This is a genomic window from Agromyces salentinus (assembly GCF_009749395.1).
GTDB classification, from domain to species: domain Bacteria; phylum Actinomycetota; class Actinomycetes; order Actinomycetales; family Microbacteriaceae; genus Agromyces; species Agromyces salentinus.
On the sequence record NZ_WBIR01000002.1, the window covers coordinates 283,215 to 302,565 of the forward strand.

Genomic DNA, 19,351 nt, shown 5'->3' on the forward strand with positions numbered 1-19,351 from the left:
GCGGATGCTCGGACGTCGAGCGCCGAGGTCAGGCGAGCGCCTGCGCCACCCGTCGGACCTCGGCCTTGCGTCCGGCGCGCAGCGCCGCGATCGGCGTCGTGCCGAGGCTGTCGTCGACGCTCAGCAGCCAGTCGAGGGCCTCGGTGTCGCTGAAACCGCCGTCGCCGAGCACGATCGCCGTGCCGTGGAGTTCGGGCAGCGGCGCGCCGTCGCGGATGAAATCGGCCGGAACCTTGAGCACGCCGTCGATGCGTGCCGCGAGCAGGTGGCGGTCGTCGATCAACCGACGGACGCGGCTCGGCGTCGAATCGAACAGTTCGACGAGGTCGGGCACGGTCAGCCACTCCGTGGCGTTCGCATCGGGCGCAGTCGCATCGGTCACCCTTCCAGCCTAGCCAGCGCGGGGGCTCCGCCGGAACCGCCATCCGCAGGACACGCGCAGATGACGTTGACACGCCACACCTGCTGTGAAACGTTGGCGCCGAAGCCGATGGGGGTCGGCGGAGGGGGCAGCATGGCGAACCGAGCCGACCGGACCGGAGTGGACCGACCGCGCGAAACCGAAACGCCCGCCGAGCAGGAACCCGCCACCACGCGGCGCGAGCGCGGCCGGGCACGACGGCGGCGCGGCGGCATCCGGCGCGTGATCACGCTCCCGGTGGCGTTCGTCGGGGCACTCGCCGTGACGCTCGGCATCGTCCAGCCGGCGGAGGCCGCCCCGCAGACCTCCAAGAGGCAGGCCAAGGCCAAGGCGATCGCGCCCGGGGCGAAGGCCGCCGCATCCGTCGCCGCCCTCGCCGCGCCCGCGGAGGTGACCGTCGCCGAGGGCGACACGATCAGCGGCATCGCGGAACGCTACGGCCTGGCGACGGCGGAGATCCTCGCCGCCAATGGCCTCGGCTGGTCGAGCCTCATCTTCCCGGGTCAGCGGCTCGCACTTCCCGGCGGAGCCCCGCCCGCCGTCGACGCACCGCCCCCTGCACCCGACCTCGCGCGCCACACCGTCGTCGCCGGCGACACCGTCAGCGGCATCGCCGAGCGCTACGGCCTCGAGGTGGCTCAGGTCCTCAGCGCGAACGGCCTCGGCCGGTCGAGCCTGATCTTCCCCGGCGAGTCGATCGTGCTTCCCCCTTCGGGAGGCGTCGCCTCCTCCACGGCGCAACCGCTTCCGGTATCCGAGCCCGTGGTGGCGACGCCCGTCGCGGAGACTGCTCCGGCCGCCCCCGCCGCACCGCCGAAGCCCCCCGCCCCGGAACCGGATCGACCGGCGACCCTCACCGAGGAGATGCGCCAGAATGCGCGGGTCGTCATCGAGGTGGGCCGGCAGACCGGCGTGTCCGACGCCGGCATCCTCGCGGCGCTGGTCGCCGCGGCGCAGGAATCGGGTCTGCGCAACGTGGCCTCCGGCGATCGCGACTCGCTCGGCCTCTTCCAGCAACGCCCGAGCCAGGGATGGGGCACGCCCGAGCAGGTCATGGACCCCGTGCGCGCGGCGCGTGCGTTCTACGGCGGACCCGACGGCCCCAACGTCGGCGTGGCCCCCGGCCTGCTGGATATCGACGGGTGGGAGGCCATGCCTGCGGATGCCGCGGCCCAGGCCGTCCAGAAGTCGGCGCACCCGGCCCACTACGCCAAGTGGGTGACGGCCGCTCGCGCATGGCTCGCCGAGCTCGGCTGACCCGCAGCCCGCGCCGGGAGTCCTTCCGGGGGCGGGAAGGCCGGCCTCGCGGCATCCGCCGGATCACGAACCCGTTTCGATCGTGCCGCCATCGGTGTGTAGTCGGCCCGAGGCATGCGCGAGTTCGTACACTCGTCTGGTGACCACCGCGCCCGTCGACCCGATGATCGGCCGTCTCATCGACGGCCGGTACCAGGTGCGCTCGCGCATCGCGCGCGGAGGCATGGCCACCGTCTACCTCGCGACCGACCTCAGGCTCGAGCGCCGGGTCGCGATCAAGATCATGCACGGCCACCTCGCCGACGACAACACCTTCAAGACCCGGTTCGTCCAGGAGGCGCGCTCCGCCGCACGCCTGGCGCACCCGAACGTCGTGAACGTGTTCGACCAGGGGCAGGACTCCGACATGGCGTACCTCGTCATGGAGTACCTCCCCGGCATCACCCTCAGAGACCTGCTGAAGGACTACAAGCGGCTCACCCCCGAGCAGACGACCGACATCATGGACGCGGTGCTCGCCGGCCTCGCGGCGGCCCACAAAGCCGGCATCGTGCACCGCGACCTGAAGCCCGAGAACGTGCTCCTCGCCGACGACGGGCGCATCAAGCTGGGCGACTTCGGCCTCGCGCGGGCCGCCAGCGCGAACACGGCGACCGGGCAGGCCCTGCTCGGCACGATCGCGTACCTGTCGCCGGAATTGGTGACCCGCGGCGTCGCAGATGCCAGGAGCGACATCTACGCGGTCGGCATCATGATGTACGAGATGCTCACCGGCGAGCAGCCGTACGTCGGCGAGGCCCCCATGGCCATCGCGTACCAGCACGCGAACGACCAGGTCCCGATGCCGAGCAGCAAGAACCCCACCGTGCCGGCCGAGCTCGATGAACTCGTCCTCTGGGCGACGACGCGCGACCCCGAAGGGCGCCCGCGCGACGCCAAGGAGATGCTCGACCGCCTGCGGGAGGTCGAGCCCGCGATCCGTGGCGGCTTCGCCGGCCCGGTGAACGCGACCATGGTGCTCTCCAGCATGCCCGCACAGGCGACCCCGACGGCGGCGACGACCGTGCTCGGCGTGGCGGGCACCCGCGGCGTCGCGACCGCGCCCGAGACTCCCCCGTTGTCCGATGCCGATGGCGGCGGACCTGACGCCGCGGCGCTGACGACGGCCGCGGCGCGGCGTCGTCGCCGTGGGTACTGGATCCTCGCCCTCGTGCTCCTGCTCACCGGACTCGCAGCCGGGACGGGATGGTACTTCGGCAGCGGACCCGGTTCGTACGCGCAGGTCCCCGCGACGAGCGGGATGTCCGTGGAGGAGGCCCGCGCCGAGCTCGAAGGTGCCGGGCTCACGGTCGCGCAGGCCGAACGCAACGATCCGGTCGTCCCCGCAGGATCCGTGTCAGGAACCGATCCGGCCGAGGGCGAGCAGGTCAATCGCGGATCCGAGGTCACGCTCTACGTCTCGACCGGGCCGGCGATCATCCCCGTGCCGCAGGTGACCGGCCTTCCAGAGGCCGACGCGCGCGCCCAGCTCGCCGCCTTCGCCGTGGCCGAGGCTCCGGTCGAGCAGTTCTCGGGTGACGTCGAGTCCGGCTCGGTCATCGCCGTGCTCGACGCCGACGGCGCCCCCGCACCCGAGCAGTACGCCGAGCAGGGCGAGCTCACGCTCGTCGTCTCCGTCGGGCGGGTCCCGCCGGTCGAGGGCCTCCCCGCCGGCGAGGCGGAGACGCGGCTCGTCGATGCCGGACTCACGGTGACGTACAACGACCCGGTGTTCGACGCCGAGGTGCCGGCCGACCACGTGAAGACCGCCGACTGGACCGAAGACCCGATGGTCCCCGGATCGACCGTGGTGCTGACCGTCTCGAAGGGACCGGACCTCGTCGCGATCCCCGACGTCGTCGGCAAGAACTGGGAGGACGCGGGCGCCGAACTCCGCGATGCCGGGTTCGTGGTCGACTACAACGCCGCGGTCGACATCGCGCCGTCGCTGTTCGTCGTCTCGAAGACGACCCCGGCCGCGGGCGAGACGGCGCTGCGCGGCTCGAGCGTCTCGGTGAACTTCGCCGGATTCTGACGGCGCGACCGGCCTTCCGGTCCACGTCGCCATCGATGGATGACGCGATCCCCTGCTCACCGGCGGCGATCGTGCACGCCGCACGTGCTGCGGAACCGGGCGCGCCGAACGCAGCATCCGATCGATCATGACCGGATGCTGCGCCGGCGATCAGCGGGCCGAGAGCTCCTCGGCCACGAGGAACGCGAGCTCCAGGGACTGCATGTGGTTCAGGCGAGGATCGCAGAGCGACTCGTAGCGCGTCGCGAGCGCCTCTTCGTCGATGTGCTCCGAGCCGCCGAGGCACTCCGTGACGTCGTCCCCGGTGAGCTCGACGTGGATGCCGCCGGGGTTCGTCCCGGCGGCGCGATGCGCTTCGAAGAACCCCTTGACCTCGTCGACCACGTCGTCGAAACGACGCGTCTTGTAGCCGTTCGGCGTGGTGATGCCGTTGCCGTGCATCGGGTCGGTGACCCAGAGCGGCATCGCGTCGCTCGCCTTGACGGCGTCGAGCAGGGGCGGCAGTCCGTCGCGGATCTTGCCGGCACCCATGCGCGTGATGAACGTGAGCCGGCCCGGCTCGCGGTTCGGGTCGAGCTTGTCGATGAGTTCGAACATCGTCTCGGGCGAGGTGGTCGGGCCGAGCTTCACGCCGATGGGGTTGCGCACCCGCGACAGGAAGTCGACGTGCGCGCCGTCGAGGTCCCGCGTGCGCTCACCGATCCAGATGAAGTGCGCCGAAGTGTCGTACGGCGTGCCGGTGCGGGAGTCGATGCGCGTCATGGGCCGCTCGTAATCCATGAGCAGGCCCTCGTGGCCGGTGAAGAACTCGGTGTGCCGCAGCGCCTCGAAGTCCGCGCCGCACGCGTCCATGAACTTCACGGCCCGATCGATGTCGCGCGCCATGATCTCGTACCGGGCGTTCGCCGGATTCGCCGCGAAGCCCTGGTTCCAGGAGTGCACCTGGCGGAGGTCCGCGAAGCCGCCCTGCGTGAACGCGCGGATCAGGTTCAGGGTCGACGCGGCCATGTGGTAGCCGCGCACCAGTCGAGCGGGGTCGGCCTGGCGCGATTCCGGCGTGAAGTCGTAGCCGTTCACGATGTCGCCCCGGTACGCCGGAAGCGTGACGTCGCCGCGGGTCTCGGTGTCGCTCGATCGGGGCTTGGCGAACTGCCCCGCCATGCGGCCCATCTTCACCACGGGCATCGAGGCGCCGTAGGTGAGGACGACGGCCATCTGCAGCACCGTCTTGACCCGGTTGCGGATCTGGTCCGCCGTCGCTCCGGCGAAGGTCTCGGCGCAGTCGCCGCCCTGGAGGAGGAACGCCTCGCCCCGGGATGCCGCAGCCAGGCGGTCGCGGAGGTTGTCGACCTCACCGGCGAACACCAGCGGGGGAAGCGACGCCAGCTCGGCGGATGCCGCGGCCGCGGCCACGGAGTCGGGCCAGACCGGCTGCTGCTTGATCGGCAGGGTCCGCCAATAGTCGAGGCCGTCGATCACGGAGGGATCTGCATTGACGACGGGCTCGACGAGCTGTACCACGGGTATGTCCTGAGGGTTCGGGGCGCGATGGCCGGGGGAAACGAGATCGGTGGCACGAGTCGTGCCACCGCGAATTCGAGCCTACCGCGATTGCGTGGCGCGCTGCTCCCGCACCGAACTGGCGTACACGTCGATGTACTCCTGCCCGCTCAGGGAGCGGAGGGAGTGCACGAGCTCATCGGTCACGGAACGCAACACGAAGCGATCGCCCTCGAGTCCGTCGAACCTGGTGAAGTCGATCGGCTCGCCGATGATGATGCCGATGCGCCGCACCTTGGGCAGCCTCGTGCCGATGGGCATGACCGTCTCCGTGCCGATCATCGCGACGGGGATGACTGGCACGCCGGCCTCGAGCACCATGCGCGCGACGCCCGTGCGGCCACGGTAGAGGCGGGCGTCGGGGCTGCGCGTGCCTTCCGGGTAGATGCCGAGGATGCCGCCGCCGCCGAGCACGCGGAGTCCGGTCTCGAGGGATGCCTCGGAGGCCTTGCCCCCTGACCGGTCGATGGGCAGCTGGCCCGCGGCCTGGAAGAACATCTTCGTCGCCCAGCCCTTGAGGCCCTTGCCGGTGAAGTACTCGCTCTTCGCGAGGAACACGACCTGACGATCGACGACGAGCGGGAGGAAGATCGAGTCGATGAAGGAGAGATGGTTGCTCGCGAGCACGACGGGACCGGTCTTCGGCACGTTCTCGAGCCCGACGATCCAGGGACGGAAGATCGCGAGCAGGATCGGCCCCACCACGATGTGCTTCATGATCCAGTAGAACATCGGCCGTCCTTCCCGCCGCTCAAACCCTACCGCCGACGCGGTCAGGCGTGCTCGGACACCCAGACCCGGGCGAGGTCGGCCGCGCCGACCACGCCGGCGTCGTTGACGAGTTCGGCGATGACGAAGTCGGGCTCCGGGTGGTACCCACGGGCCGGGAGGTGCTCGACGAAGGCCTCGCGGACCGGCCCGAGCAGGAGTTCCCCCGCGGAGGCGACGCCGCCGCCGAAGACGAAGAGCTGGGGGTCGAGCACGGCCGACAGCGACGCCGCCGCCTCGCCGAGCCAGTGCCCGAGCTGGCGCAGGGCGGCGATCGCCCCGGGGTCCTCGGACTCGATCATGGCGCCGACGATGCCGCCGTCGAGGGCGCCGTTCGCATCACGGGCTCGCGAGAGCTGCAGGCCGATGCCACCGGCATCCGCGATCTCGTTCGCCAGCCTCAGCAGCGCGCGACCCGAGCCGTACATCTCGAGGCAGCCGCGCTGGCCGCACCCGCACGGAAGCCCGCCGGGCACGACGCGGAGGTGCCCGAGCTCGGCGCCCGCACCGAACCCGCCCCGGAACAGGCGGTCGCCCGAGACGATCGCGCCGCCGACGCCGGTGCCGATGGTCAGCATGACCATGTCGCTCACGAGCCGGCCCGCACCGAACCGGAACTCGGCCCAGCCGGCGGCGTTCGCGTCGTTGTCGACCACGACGGTGCCGCCGACGCGCGCCTCGAGCTTCGCGCGGAACGGCTCGTTGCGCCAGTCGATGTTCGGTGCGTAGTAGACCGTCGACTGCGCCGCGTCGATGAACCCGGCGGCGGCGACGCCGACCGCGACATCCGACGCGTCCACGCCCTCGGAGAGGGTCTGGATCATCTCGACGACCGCGTCCTCGAGCAGCGCGGCATCACCGGCGGGGGTGGGCACCCGCTCGTGCCTGACGATCGCACCCGCCTCGTCGACGACCGCCCCAGCGATCTTGGTTCCGCCGATGTCGATGCCGATCGCGTGCACGGTGGATCGCCTTTCCGTGGGGTGGGAGCTTGCGGATCACCCGCCGGCCGGCCGCACGGGCGGGGGCGCAGGGCAACCACTAGAGTGTAGTAGACCGGTCACCCCCTACGCCGACCGTTACCCCCTTGTACGACTTACCGGTGCCGAAGGAGCTACCGTGATCCAGTTCGATACCCCCGTCGTGGTCCCAGCCGATCCCGAAGCGAACGTGACGGACCTCCTGGTCCAGCGCGTCGCGGCGACTCCCGACTCCGTCCTGTTCTCCCTGCCGACGGCCGACGGCGGCTGGTCCCCCGTGACCACCCGCGAGTTCCACCGACAGGTGGTCGCCCTCGCGAAGGGCTTCGTCGCGGCCGGCGTCCAGCCGGGCGACAAGATCGGCCTCATGAGCAAGGTCCGCTACGAGTGGACCCTCATCGACTTCGCGATGTGGTTCGCCGGCGGCATCCTCGTGCCCGTGTACGAGACCAACTCCCCGGCGCAGGTGCGCTGGAGCCTCAGTGACTCCGGGGCCGTCGGCGTCATCCTCGAGACCGCCGACCACTTCACCCGCTTCGACGAGGTGCACCCCGACCTGCCCGCCATCGGCAACGTCTGGCAGATCGACCTCGGCGACCTCGACAAGCTGGCCGCGGCCGGCGCATCCGTGCCCGATGAGGAGATCGAGCGTCGCCGCAACCTGGCATCGGGCTCCGACATCGCGACCCTCATCTACACGTCGGGATCGACCGGCAAGCCCAAGGGCTGCGTGCTGACCCACTCGAACTTCGTCGAGCTCTCCCGCAACGCCGCGGTGGCGCTGAAGGACGTCGTGCTCGACCCGAACGGCGCGTCCACGCTGCTGTTCATCACGACCGCGCACGTGTTCGCCCGCTTCATCGCCGTGCTCTCGGTGCACGCCGGGGTCCGCGTCGGCCACCAGGCCGACACCCGTCAGCTGCTGCCCTCGCTCGCGAGCTTCAAGCCGACCTTCCTCCTGGCCGTGCCCCGCGTGTTCGAGAAGGTCTACAACGTCTCGGAGCAGAAGGCCGAGGCCGGTGGCAAGGGCAAGATCTTCCGGGCCGCCGCCGAGACCGCCGTGGCGTACTCCACGGCGAAGGAGGCCGGCACGCCGATCTCGCTCGGCATGAAACTCAAGTTCAAGCTGTACGACACGCTCGTCTTCTCCAAGCTCCGCACCGCCATGGGCGGCAACGTGAAGTACGCCGTGTCGGGTTCGGCTCCCCTCGGTCCGCGACTCGGTCACTTCTACCACGCGCTCGGCATCACGATCCTCGAGGGCTACGGCCTCACCGAGACGACTGCCCCCGCGACGGTGAACCTCACGACCCGTTCGAAGATCGGCACCGTCGGGCCGGCACTGCCCGGCGTCTCCGTGCGCATCGCCGACGACGGCGAGATCCAGGTGAAGGGCGTCGACGTCTTCAAGGAGTACTGGAACAACCCTGAGGCCACGGCAGAGGCGTTCGACGGCGAGTGGTTCAAGACCGGCGACCTCGGGTCGTTCGACGACGAGGGCTTCCTCACCATCACGGGACGCAAGAAGGAGATCATCGTGACGGCCGGCGGCAAGAACGTCGCCCCCGCCGCGCTCGAGGACCCCATCCGCGCGAACCCGCTGGTCGGTCAGGTCGTCGTGGTCGGCGACCAGAAGCCGTTCATCTCGGCGCTCGTCACGCTCGACCCCGAGATGCTCCCCGTCTGGCTCAACAACAACGGCGAAGACGCCGGCATGAGCGTCGAGGAGGCGGCGGTGAACCCGGCGGTGCTCGCCGAGGTGCAGCGCGCGATCGACACCGCGAACGAGACCGTCTCGCGCGCCGAGTCGATCCGGAAGTTCGCGATCCTGCCGATCGACCTCACAGAGGCGAGCGGACACCTCACGCCGAAGCTCAGCATCAAGCGGAACGTCATCCTCTCGGACTTCGCGCCGCAGATCGAGGCGATGTACACCGGTGCCCCCGCGACGGAGGGCCACTCGATCATCCGCTGATCGAGCTCGACACGACGGGCCCCGCAGCTGCTGCTGCGGGGCCCGTCGTTCGTCGAGCCGACCGTTCGGCCGATCGACTCAGAACCAGTCCGACTCGCGCACGGCACGCATCGCCGCCCGGCGCTCGTCCTTCTCGAGGCGGTCGAGGTAGAGGAGGCCGTCGAGGTGGTCGGTCTCGTGCTGGAGCGCCTGGGCCATCAGCCCGGAGCCGGAGACCTCGATCTCGTTGCCGTCGAGGTCGATGCCCCGCACGCGGGCGAAGGGGTACCGGGGGGTCTTCTGCCAGAGTCCGGGAACCGAGAGGCACCCCTCGTCGAGCAGCTCGAGCTCGCCGGAGGTCTCCACGAGCACCGGGTTCAGGATGTAGCCGACCTCGCCGTCGACGTTGTAGCTGAACGCGCGGAGGTTCACCCCGATCTGCGAGGCGGCGACGCCGGCCCGGCCGGGCACGCGCACGCTGTCGACGAGGTCGGCGACGAGCGCACGGACACCGTCATCGACCTGTTCGACAGGGGCTGAGATGGTCTTCAGGACAGGGTCGCCGAACAGGCGAATGGGACGTTCCGGCAATGCCGCTCCGTTTCAGTGGCCGCCACGGTCGACCGGCAGCCCCTCCACGACGAGCGCGGCGAGCTCGCGTGCGGCGTGGCGCGTGATGGGACGGAGTTCGTCCCAGTGCACCACGGAACCGGCGGCCAGTTGGGGGTCGTAGGGGATGCGTACGATCTCGCGGACCCGGGACTGGAAATGGGCCTCGATCTCGTCGACCTTGACCAGGTGCGTGCCCTGCGTCGCCAGGTTGATCGCCACGACGGCGTTGCGGACGAGGTCGCCGTAGCCGTTCGCCTCGAGCCAGGTGAGCGTCTCGGATGCGAGTCGGGCCTCGTCGACACTGCCGCCGGAGACGATCACGATCGAGTCGGCGCGCTGCAGGGTCGCGCGCATGACGGAGTGGACGATCCCGGTGCCGCAGTCGGTGAGGACGAGCGAGTAGTACCTGGCTGCCAGGCCGGCGACCACGTTGTAGTCGTCGTCGTCGAACGCCTCGGAGAGGGTCGGGTCGGTGTCGGAAGCGAGGATGTCGAGCCTGGTCTCGTCGCGCGAGACGAAGGCCGAGAAGTCGGTGTAGCCGCCGATGGACGGGGCCTTCGTGACGACGTCGCGAACGGTCTCGCGCGTCTGGCGATCGACGCGCTCGGCGAGCGTTCCGCGATCGGGGTTGGCGTCGATCGCGATGATGCGATCGTCACGCGCGTTCGCGAGCGCCATGCCCAGCAGCGCCGTGATGGTGGTCTTGCCGACGCCGCCCTTCCGGGTCAGGACCGGGACGAAGCGCGCGCCACCGTCGAAGCGGCGCTGGATGCGAGCGCTGAGCTCCTTGTACGCCTTCGCCTTCGCGGAGTCGCCGAGGTTCACCAAGTGCAGCGACGCCTCGTAGATGAAGCGGTTGAAGCCGCCATGCGGGGCCGGCCTCGTCGTGCGGTTCAGGTCGATCAAGCGATCGGCCGTCAGGGACTCCGACGTCTCGGGCACCTCCGGTGGCGTGGCATCATCCGACGGGACGTCCACGATCGCGACGTGGCTCCCGGTGTCGGTGCTCACGCGCTCCCGACGCGTCTTCGACGCATCCGCCGCGAGGAGAGCGCCGTAGGGCGATGCGTCGGAGTGCGCTCCCCCGCGATACGCGCCCGAGAGCGCGGGCGTCATCACGTCGACGGAGGTCGTGCTCGGCCCGCCGGCGAGGCCGCCCGGGTCGACCGCGACGTCATCGATGGCCACGGCCACCTCGTCGTCGGGCATGACCGGGCGTGGTGCCGGGGGCAGGTCGACCCGGATGTTCAAGCTGTCGGGAATGGCGCCCGCGGTGTGGGCGCCGCCCGCGTCGGGCCGCTCCGCCGACGCGCTCCGACCGGTGCGTCGAATACCCGTGCGATCTGCTCCTGAATTGTCAGCCACCGAATCCCCTCCTCAGTGCGAACATGAGCGCGCGTCACCGCGGGCTCTCGCCCAGCCTACAGCGGACGGACGACCACGAGGAGGTCCCCTGCCTCCACCTGCTGGGTCTTCGGGATCGCGACGCGCTCGATCACGCCCGCGATCGGCGAGGTGATCGCGGCCTCCATCTTCATGGCCTCGATGCTCGCGACGCTCTGGCCGACGGCGATCTCGGTGCCGGGCTCGACCTGCAGCGTGACGACGCCGGAGAACGGCGCCGCGACGTGCCCTGGCTGGGAGGCGTCGGCCTTCTCGGCTGCGCGCGAGTCGACCTCGATGCTCCGATCGCGGACGAAGACGGGACGGAGCTGGCCGTTGAGGATCGTCATGACGGTGCGCATGCCCTTGTCATCGGCCTCGCCGATCGCCTCGAGTCCGGCGTAGAGGCGAACCCCTCGATCGATCTCGACGACATGCTCGGAACCCTGTCGCAGCCCGTAGAGGTAGTCGAGGGTGTCGACCGCGGAGAGATCGCCGAAGAGCTCCCTGATCTGCTCGAACTGCCTGGTCGGCGCCGGGAACAGGAGGTTGTTGAGCATCGCACGTCGCTCGAGGCTCTCGCCGTCGAGCGCGCTGCGCTGCTCAGGGGTCAGCTCGGTGACCCCGATGCGGATGTCGCGCCCGGCGAGCACCTTGGTGCGGAACGGCTCGGGCCAACCGCCCGGCAGGTCGCCGAGCTCGCCGGCCATGAAGCCGACGACCGAATCGGGGACGTCGTACTTCTCGGGGTTCGCGGCGAAGTCGGCCGGATCCGCTTTGACCGCGGCGAGGTGCAGGGCGAGATCGCCGACGACCTTCGAGGATGGCGTCACCTTCGGCACGCGCCCGAGGATCTCGTTCGCCGCGGCGTACATGTCCTCGATGAGCTCGAAGTCGTCGGCGAGTCCGAGGGCGATCGCCTGCTGGCGCAGGTTCGAGAGCTGGCCGCCGGGGATCTCGTGGTGGTACACGCGGCCCGTGGGGCCCGGGAGACCCGACTCGAACGGCTTGTAGATGCGGCGCACGGCCTCCCAGTAGGGCTCGAGGTCGGCGACGGCCTGCAGGGAGATCCCGGTGTCGCGTTCGGTGTGTGCGAGGGCCGCGACCAGCGAGGACGCCGACGGCTGACTCGTCGTGCCCGCCATGGGCGCGCTCGCGACGTCGACCGCGTCGACTCCGGCACGGCTCGCCGCGAGGAGGGTCGCGAGCTGGCCGCCCGCGGTGTCGTGCGTGTGCAGGTGCACCGGCAGGTCGAACCGCTCCCGGAGCGCGGCGACCAGCTTCTCGGCGGCCGCCGGGCGGAGGAGGCCGGCCATGTCCTTGATGGCGAGGATGTGCGCGCCCGCGTCGACGATCTGGTCGGCGAGGCCGAGGTAGTAGTCGAGCGTGTAGAGGTCCTCGGCGGGATCGAGGAGGTCCCCCGTGTAGCAGAGCGCGACCTCGGCGACGGCGGTGCCGGTCGCCAGCACGGCGTCGATGGCGGGCCGCATCTGGTTCACGTCGTTCAGGGCGTCGAAGATGCGGAAGATGTCGACACCGGTCGCTGCCGCCTCGCGGACGAACGCATCGGTGACCTCGGTCGGGTAGGGCGTGTATCCCACCGTGTTGCGGCCGCGAAGGAGCATCTGGATCGCCACGTTCGGCAGCGCCGCACGGAGCGACGCAAGCCGCTCCCACGGGTCCTCGCCGAGGAAGCGGAGCGCGACGTCGTACGTCGCGCCGCCCCACGCCTCCACCGAGAGCAGCTCGGGCGTCAGCCGCGCCACGTACGGCGCGACCGCGACCAGGTCCTTCGTGCGCACGCGCGTCGCGAGCAGCGACTGGTGCGCATCGCGGAAGGTCGTGTCGGTGACGGCGAGCGGCGTCTGCGAGCGGAGCTCCGCGGCGAAGCCGGCGGGGCCGAGCTCGAGGAGGCGCTGCCTGGATTTGGCGGGCGCCGGCGCGGCGAGATCGAGCTTGGGAAGCTTCTCCGTGGGACTCACCTTGGTGGGCGCCGCCCCGTTCGGCTGGTTGACCGTGACGTCGGCCAGCCAGTTGAGGATCTTGGTTCCGCGGTCCTTGGACACGCGACCGCGCACCAGCTGGGGACGTTCGTCGATGAAGGAGGTGCTGAGGTCGCCCGCGACGAAGGCCGGGTCGTCGAGCACGGCCTGCAGGAAAGAGATGTTCGTCGAGACGCCGCGGATGCGGAACTCGGCGAGGGCGCGCCTGGACCTCGCCACGGCCGACGGGTAGTCGCGGGCGCGACACGTCAGCTTGGCGAGCATGGAGTCGAAGTGCGGGCTGATCTGCGCACCCGGGTTCACGGTGCCGCCGTCGAGGCGGATGCCGGCGCCGCCCGGCGAGCGGTAGGTCGTGATCTTGCCGGTGTCGGGCCGGAAGCCCGCCGTCGGGTCCTCCGTCGTGATACGGGTCTGCAGTGCGGCACCGCGCAGGCGGATGTCGCCCTGCTGGAGCCCGAGCTCGGCGAGCGTCTCACCGGCGGCGATGCGCATCTGCGACACGACGAGGTCGACGTCGGTGACCTCCTCGGTGACCGTGTGCTCGACCTGGATGCGCGGGTTCATCTCGATGAAGACGTGCTCACCGGCTCGCTCGCCCGCCGTGTCGAGCAGGAACTCGACCGTGCCGGCGTTCACGTAGCCGATCGACCGGGCGAAGGCGATCGCATCGCGGTACAGCGCCTGCCGCACGTCGTCGGAGAGGTTCGGGGCGGGCGCGATCTCGATGACCTTCTGGTGGCGCCGCTGCACCGAGCAGTCGCGCTCGAACAGGTGCACCGTCTCGCCCGTGGCATCCGCGAGGATCTGGACCTCGATGTGGCGCGGCCGCAGCACCGCCTGCTCGAGGAACATGGTCGGGTCCCCGAAGGCGCTGTCGGCCTCGCGCATCGCCTCCTCGAGCGACCCGCGGAGCTCGTCCTTCGTGTTCACCCGGCGCATGCCGCGACCGCCGCCGCCGGCGACCGCCTTCGCGAAGATCGGGAAGCCGATCTCGTCGGCCTGGGCGACCAGGGCCTCGATGTCGCGCGAGGGCGGCGTGGACTTGAGGACCGGCACGCCGGCCGCGATCGCGTGCTCCTTGGCGGTGACCTTGTTGCCCGCCATCTCGAGCACGTCCTTCTTCGGGCCGATGAACGTGATGCCCGCGGCCTCGGCCGCCTCGGCGAGTTCGGGGTTCTCGGAGAGGAATCCGTAGCCCGGGTAGATGGCGTCGGCGCCGGACTCGCGGGCGACCCTGATGATCTCGGAGACGTCGAGGTAGGCGCGCACCGGGTGGCCCGGTTCGCCGATCTGGTAGGCCTCGTCCGCCTTCAGCCGGTGGAGCGAGTTGCGGTCCTCGAAGGGATAGACCGCAACCGTCTTCGCACCGAGTTCGACGGCCGCGCGGAACGCTCGAATGGCGATCTCACCGCGATTGGCAACCAGAATCTTCGAGAACATGCAGGCCTTTCGTGAGAGGGGTTCCGCACAGCGAACGTTTAGGTTTCGCCCAAGCAATAGAGGTAGCGTATCTGTTCGTGCACGTACTCAGCGTCAGTTCCCTCAAGGGCGGTGTCGGCAAGACGACCGTCACCCTCGGACTGGCGTCGGCGGCGTTCGCCCGCGGCGTCCGGACCCTCGTCGTCGACCTCGATCCGCAGTCCGACGTGTCGACCGGCATGGACATCCAGGTCGCCGGCCACCTCAACGTCGCCGACGTCCTCGCCTCTCCCAAGGAGAAGATCGTCCGTTCGGCGATCGCCCCGAGCGGGTGGGCCCGTTCCAACCCGCAGTCGACGATCGACGTGATGATCGGCAGCCCGTCCGCGATCAACTTCGACGGACCGCACCCGTCGATCCGCGACATCTGGAAGCTCGAGGAGGCGCTCGCGAACGTCGAGGCCGACTACGAGCTCGTCCTCATCGACTGCGCCCCGTCGCTGAATGCCCTGACGCGCACCGCGTGGGCGGCGAGCGACCGCGTCGCCGTCGTCACGGAGCCCGGCCTGTTCTCGGTCGCCGCGGCCGACCGCGCCCTGCGGGCGATCGAGGAGATCCGTCGGGGTCTCTCCCCCCGTCTCCAGCCGCTCGGCATCATCGTGAACCGTGCGCGGGTCCAGTCGTTGGAGCACCAGTTCCGCATCAAGGAGCTCCGCGACATGTTCGGCCCCCTCGTGCTCTCGCCCCAGCTGCCCGAGCGCACGTCGCTCCAGCAGGCGCAGGGCGCCGCGAAGCCGTTGCACATGTGGCCCGGCGAGAGTGCCGAGGAGATGTCGGCCAACTTCGACCAGCTCCTCGAGCGCGTGCTGCGCACCGCTCGCATCGGCGAGTTCTCCAACGCTCCGCTCGAGATCGAGACGCCGACGCGCTGACGCGAACCCGTCGATCGACCCGACGGCCTCGCCTCGGCACGGGTGAACGCGTCACCGTGAACCGGGATGCGCCTGTTCGCGCCGACGACGGCGCAAGGGCACCGGCAGCGTGCGAACCTCGCGCGCGTCAGGAGATGCGGCGGCTCTTCTCACCGCGTCGCGCGGCGAGCTCGTCCATGGGGTCGGCCGGATGCGTGTCGAGCTCGACGAGTGAGTTCTCGACCTCGCGGAGGACCTTGCCGACCGCGATGCCGAAGACGCCCTGGCCGCGGTTGACGAGGTCGATGACCTCGTCATCGGAGGTGCAGAGGTACACGCTCGCGCCGTCGCTCATGAGCGTGGTCTGCGCGAGGTCGCGAATGCCCGACTCCCGAAGCTGGGTCACCGCCGTGCGGATCTGCTGCAGGGAGATGCCCGTGTCGAGCAGGCGCTTGACGAGCTTCAGGACGAGGATGTCCCGGAACCCGTAGAGCCGCTGGGAACCGGAGCCCGCGGCCCCGCGCACGGTGGGTTCGACGAGTTGCGTGCGCGCCCAGTAGTCGAGTTGGCGATAGCTGATGCCGGCCGCGCGGGCAGCGACGGCCCCGCGGTATCCGGTGCCGTCCTCGTGCTCGGGCATGCCGTCGGTGAAGAGGAGTCCGAGGTCGTAGCGGTCGCGCGCGCTCCGGTCGAGCTCACTCATGCGATCCCCTCACTTTCGGCCCCTCACCCCGACGGGGCATCGTCCACGCTACCGAGCCGACCGGGTCGAACCAAACACATCGGGCCGAACGTCACGGCGTGTCGCGCGTCGGATGCGTCGGGCGCTCAGCGCACGAGCTTGGCGAGGGCCGTGCGCACCGCTTCGGCGCGCACGGTGTCGAGCTGTGCGGCGAGTTCCGCCGCTCGCTCGGACACGCGCGCCTTGCCCGCGGCGTCGGGTCGGCGGGAGGGCGCGAGCGCCCGGTCGATCAGGGCGGCGTCGCGCTCGGCGGCCGCCCGGAGGCTGCGGAGGTGCCGCGGCTCGATGCCGACCTCCCGGAGCGCGGCCAGGGCCTTCAACACGCCGAGCGCCTCGTCGTCGTAGGGCTCGGCCGACGAGATGAGCGAGGCGGCGACGGCCTCGTCGAGGAGTCCCCGCGGCGCGCGGGCTGCCGAGATCAGTTCGTCGCGGGCGAATCGCCGTGCGCCGAGGAACCCTCGCGCGTCGGTGGCTCCCGGCAGCGTCGGGGTGCCGCCGTCGTCGATCGCCTCGAGGTGGGCACGGATCACCTTGAGCGGGAGGTAGTGGTCGCGCTGCATCGAGAGCACCAGGGTGATGCGTTCGACGTCGGCGCTGGAGAACTTGCGATAGCCGGCGGCCGTGCGCGCCGGGAACACGAGTCGCTGCTCCTCGAGGAAGCGGAGTTTCGACGGCGTCAGGTCGGGGAACTCCGGCTGCAGCCGCGCGAGAACCTGACCGATGCCGAGCAATGGGGCCTGGCCGCTCGCCTGCGTGTGGGCGGCGTGGCCCGCCACTAGCTGCTCGCCAGCGGCGCCAGGTCGCGGCGCGATGCGTAGAAGGTCAGCCGGAACTTTCCGATCTGCACCTCTGCGCCGTCGCTGAGCAGGGCGGTCTCGATGCGGACCCCGTCGAAGTACGTGCCGTTCAGCGATGCGAGGTCCTTCACCTCGAACGCGGTGCGGTGGCGGTGGAACTCGGCGTGACGGCGCGACACCGTCACGTCGTCGAGGAAGATGTCCGCATCGGGGTGCCGCCCCACGGTGGTCACATCCGTGTCGAGGAGGAATCGAGCCCCGCTGTTGGGGCCGCGGCGCACGATGAGCAGCGCCGACCCGGACGGCAGCGCCGCGATCGCCTCCTGCTCCTCAGCCGTGATGTCGGCATCGACGAGCGAGAGCTGCGCCGCAGCCTCCCGGCTGAAGCCGATGGTCGTGCCGGCGGTGTTGCTGTCGCCGAACTCGCCGCTTGCCGCCGTACGGTCGCCCTCAGCGCCGCCTGCCTGTGTCATGTCGGTCTCCGCCACGCTAGCCTCCCTGTTCAAGCGTATCCGATCGCGACTCATCCGACACCCGCGGAATTCGGATGACTCGTGCCGTCTCGATCGCATAGATGATGCCCGCCCACCAGTAGAGGAAGGCGCCCCAGATCGTGATGGCCCATCCGATCGGCGCGCTCACCGGCTGCACTGCCGGGAACGCGAGGCCGAGCATGATGACCGGAAGGCCGAAGAACAGGGCGAACGTGGCGACCTTGCCGAGCTGGTGCACCGGCAGCGGGCCGAAGCCGTGGTTGGCGAGGACGATGCCGAGCACCAGCAGGAAGACGTCGCGGGAGACGATGACGATGACGATCCACCACGGGACGAGGGAGTTCGCGGCCAGGCCGACCAGCGCCGCGAAGATGTAGAGGCGGTCGGCGGCCGGGTCGAGGAGCTGCCCGAGCCGGGTGATCTGGCCGAGGCGCCGCGCGAGGTATCCGTCGAGCAGGTCGGTGAGGCTCGCGACGACGAGGATCACGAGCGCGAGGACGTAGGCGCCGGCCACGACGGCCATGAGGAACGGTGGGACCAGCAGGAGCCGCAGCATGCTGAGCAGGTTCGGGATCGTCCAGATCTCCGTCCCGACCGCCCCCGCGCTCCGCCCAGCCACGATTCGATCCTATCGACCCATAGAATCCAGCCATGACTCCCCTCGCCGTGTGTCTCGTGCTCTGCGCCGTGATCACCGCCGCCACTTGGATCCTCTCCGTCGTCACCCGCGAGTACTCCTGGGTCGATCGCATCTGGTCCATCGCTCCGGTCGCCTACGTCTGGGTGTTCGCCGTGGCGAGCGGGTACGACGCCCGCCTCGTGCTCATGGCCGTGCTGGTGAGCGCCTGGGGCGCGCGGCTGACGTTCAACTTCGCCCGCAAGGGCGGATACCGGCCGGGCGGCGAGGACTACCGCTGGGCGGTCCTGCGGGAGCGGATGCCGCGGCCGGCCTTCGCGGCCTTCAACCTGTTCTTCATCTCGATCTACCAGAACGCGCTCATCCTGCTGTTCTGCCTGCCCGCCCTCACCGTGTTCGACTCCGCCCGCCCCGCGCTCGGCCCGTGGGACCTCGTCGTGTCGATCGTGTTCCTCGCGTTCCTCGTCGGCGAGACGGTGGCCGACGAGCAGCAGTGGCGGTTCCACGAGTGGAAGGCCGCCGAGCGCGCCGCCGGACGCACGCCCTCCCCCGGCTTCCTGCAGACCGGCCTGTTCCGGGTGTCGCGGCATCCGAACTTCTTCTTCGAGCAGGCCCAGTGGTGGGTCTTCTACGCGTTCGCCGTGGTGGCCACCGGCGTGTGGCTGCACTGGAGCATCGCGGGCGCGGTGCTGCTCACGCTGCTGTTCATGGGGTCGACCGTCTTCACGGAGTGGATCTCGCGCAGCAGGTACCCCGACTACGACGCGTACCGCGCGCGCACCTCGGCCATCGTGCCGTGGTTCCCGCGCCGCGGGGCCGAGGTCACGGCGACGACCGACCGCACCGCTGCGAGCGGTTGACCCGGACTCAGAGCCGGGCTCGCAGCGACGGCCACGCCTCACCGAAGCGGGGATGCAGCGGGAGCGCGTCGACCTCGCCGATGGGCACCCACGCCAGGGCGATGGACTCGGGGTCGCTGACGACCGGTTCGAACCTGCGCGAGGCGTCCGCGATGACCGTCGTGTACGACCAGTAGCCGAGGTCGAGCACGCTCGTGGCTCGTACGTCGAGCACGTCGGCCGGCACTCCGGCCTCCTCGCCCGCCTCGCGGACGGCCGCCTCGAGCGGGCTCTCGTCCTCGTGGCGGGCCCCACCAGGCAGGCCCCACGTGCCGCCGAAGTGGCTCCACGTCGCGCGATGCTGCAGCAGGACCTCGCCGTCGGGGCTCACCACGAGCAGCCCGGCCGCACCGAAGCGACCCCAGTAGCGCGCCCCCTCGGGACCCTCGACCCAGCCGTCGCCGCTCGCTCCGCTCATGCTCCCAGCATGCCGCACGGCA

At 70.4% G+C, this 19,351-nt stretch carries 17 protein-coding genes; 5 read left to right on the forward strand and 12 right to left on the reverse strand.

The annotated features are described in order from the left end of the window. Positions 1 to 28: 28 nt before the first annotated feature. A complete protein-coding gene (locus tag GQQ95_RS04225) occupies positions 29 to 382 on the reverse strand; it encodes an Rv2175c family DNA-binding protein (RefSeq protein ID WP_157426393.1) in 354 nt (117 codons plus the stop codon). A gap of 261 nt (positions 383 to 643) precedes the next feature. Here GQQ95_RS04225 and GQQ95_RS04230 point away from each other — a divergent pair, with 261 nt between their 5' ends. Together GQQ95_RS04230 and pknB are read left to right on the forward strand one after the other, a co-directional pair. Further along, positions 644 to 1,678 carry a LysM peptidoglycan-binding domain-containing protein gene (locus GQQ95_RS04230; protein ID WP_246205171.1) on the forward strand — a complete coding sequence of 345 codons (1,035 nt, stop codon included), beginning with the start codon at positions 644 to 646 and terminating at the stop codon, positions 1,676 to 1,678. A gap of 139 nt (positions 1,679 to 1,817) precedes the next feature. Next, positions 1,818 to 3,752, forward strand: a complete 1,935-nt coding sequence (pknB, locus tag GQQ95_RS04235) for a Stk1 family PASTA domain-containing Ser/Thr kinase (protein ID WP_157426395.1) — start codon at positions 1,818 to 1,820, stop codon at positions 3,750 to 3,752. A 150-nt stretch (positions 3,753 to 3,902) separates the two neighbouring features. Here the strand turns inward: pknB and GQQ95_RS04240 are convergent, their stop codons facing one another. The 3 genes from GQQ95_RS04240 to GQQ95_RS04250 all read right to left on the reverse strand — a co-directional run bounded on the left by GQQ95_RS04240 (position 3,903) and on the right by GQQ95_RS04250 (position 7,042). Continuing rightward, a complete protein-coding gene (locus GQQ95_RS04240) occupies positions 3,903 to 5,273 on the reverse strand; it encodes a class II 3-deoxy-7-phosphoheptulonate synthase (RefSeq protein WP_425482552.1) in 1,371 nt (456 codons plus the stop codon). 81 nt (positions 5,274 to 5,354) lie between these two features. Further along, positions 5,355 to 6,044: a lysophospholipid acyltransferase family protein gene (locus tag GQQ95_RS04245; protein ID WP_157426396.1), complete on the reverse strand. Its 690-nt coding sequence runs from the start codon at positions 6,042 to 6,044 to the stop codon at positions 5,355 to 5,357. A gap of 41 nt (positions 6,045 to 6,085) precedes the next feature. Beyond that, positions 6,086 to 7,042, reverse strand: coding sequence for an ROK family glucokinase (locus tag GQQ95_RS04250; protein WP_157426397.1), 957 nt, complete (start codon positions 7,040 to 7,042; stop codon positions 6,086 to 6,088). A 157-nt stretch (positions 7,043 to 7,199) separates the two neighbouring features. Here GQQ95_RS04250 and GQQ95_RS04255 point away from each other — a divergent pair, with 157 nt between their 5' ends. Beyond that, positions 7,200 to 9,035: an AMP-dependent synthetase/ligase gene (locus tag GQQ95_RS04255; protein ID WP_157426398.1), complete on the forward strand. Its 1,836-nt coding sequence runs from the start codon at positions 7,200 to 7,202 to the stop codon at positions 9,033 to 9,035. A 78-nt stretch (positions 9,036 to 9,113) separates the two neighbouring features. On the opposite strand, the gene def is transcribed toward GQQ95_RS04255, so the two are convergent. From def to GQQ95_RS04270, 3 genes are read right to left on the reverse strand one after another with little or no spacing between them, the layout of a single operon-like run. Continuing rightward, the gene (gene def / locus GQQ95_RS04260) at positions 9,114 to 9,605 is read right to left on the reverse strand and encodes a peptide deformylase (protein WP_157426399.1); all 492 of its coding nucleotides are present in this window, start codon (positions 9,603 to 9,605) and stop codon (positions 9,114 to 9,116) included. A 12-nt stretch (positions 9,606 to 9,617) separates the two neighbouring features. Continuing rightward, complete coding sequence (locus GQQ95_RS04265) at positions 9,618 to 10,991, reverse strand: MinD/ParA family ATP-binding protein (protein WP_246205172.1); 1,374 nt, start codon at positions 10,989 to 10,991, stop codon at positions 9,618 to 9,620. Between the two features lie 56 nt (positions 10,992 to 11,047). Next, positions 11,048 to 14,452 carry a pyruvate carboxylase gene (locus GQQ95_RS04270; protein ID WP_157426400.1) on the reverse strand — a complete coding sequence of 1,135 codons (3,405 nt, stop codon included), beginning with the start codon at positions 14,450 to 14,452 and terminating at the stop codon, positions 11,048 to 11,050. A gap of 77 nt (positions 14,453 to 14,529) precedes the next feature. On the opposite strand from GQQ95_RS04270, the gene GQQ95_RS04275 reads away from it, so the two are divergent. Then, positions 14,530 to 15,363, forward strand: a complete 834-nt coding sequence (locus GQQ95_RS04275) for a ParA family protein (protein WP_157426401.1) — start codon at positions 14,530 to 14,532, stop codon at positions 15,361 to 15,363. 127 nt (positions 15,364 to 15,490) lie between these two features. On the opposite strand, the gene GQQ95_RS04280 is transcribed toward GQQ95_RS04275, so the two are convergent. The 4 genes from GQQ95_RS04280 to GQQ95_RS04295 all read right to left on the reverse strand — a co-directional run bounded on the left by GQQ95_RS04280 (position 15,491) and on the right by GQQ95_RS04295 (position 17,994). Continuing rightward, a complete protein-coding gene (locus GQQ95_RS04280; protein ID WP_157426402.1) occupies positions 15,491 to 16,045 on the reverse strand; it encodes a MerR family transcriptional regulator in 555 nt (184 codons plus the stop codon). 125 nt (positions 16,046 to 16,170) lie between these two features. Then, positions 16,171 to 16,860 (reverse strand): transcriptional regulator FtsR, encoded by a 690-nt coding sequence (ftsR, locus tag GQQ95_RS04285; RefSeq protein ID WP_157426403.1) that lies wholly within the window; start codon positions 16,858 to 16,860, stop codon positions 16,171 to 16,173. Then, the gene (locus GQQ95_RS04290) at positions 16,860 to 17,354 is read right to left on the reverse strand and encodes an FHA domain-containing protein (RefSeq protein ID WP_157426404.1); all 495 of its coding nucleotides are present in this window, start codon (positions 17,352 to 17,354) and stop codon (positions 16,860 to 16,862) included. Before GQQ95_RS04290 ends, ftsR begins: the two co-directional genes overlap by 1 nt. 16 nt (positions 17,355 to 17,370) lie before the next feature. After that, on the reverse strand, positions 17,371 to 17,994 hold the full coding sequence (locus GQQ95_RS04295; protein ID WP_212275276.1) for a CDP-alcohol phosphatidyltransferase family protein: 624 nt from the start codon (positions 17,992 to 17,994) through the stop codon (positions 17,371 to 17,373). A 32-nt stretch (positions 17,995 to 18,026) separates the two neighbouring features. Here GQQ95_RS04295 and GQQ95_RS04300 point away from each other — a divergent pair, with 32 nt between their 5' ends. Next, a complete protein-coding gene (locus tag GQQ95_RS04300; protein ID WP_157426405.1) occupies positions 18,027 to 18,872 on the forward strand; it encodes a DUF1295 domain-containing protein in 846 nt (281 codons plus the stop codon). Between the two features lie 7 nt (positions 18,873 to 18,879). Here the strand turns inward: GQQ95_RS04300 and GQQ95_RS04305 are convergent, their stop codons facing one another. After that, positions 18,880 to 19,329, reverse strand: a complete 450-nt coding sequence (locus GQQ95_RS04305; RefSeq protein ID WP_157426406.1) for an NUDIX domain-containing protein — start codon at positions 19,327 to 19,329, stop codon at positions 18,880 to 18,882. Positions 19,330 to 19,351 lie beyond the last annotated feature (22 nt).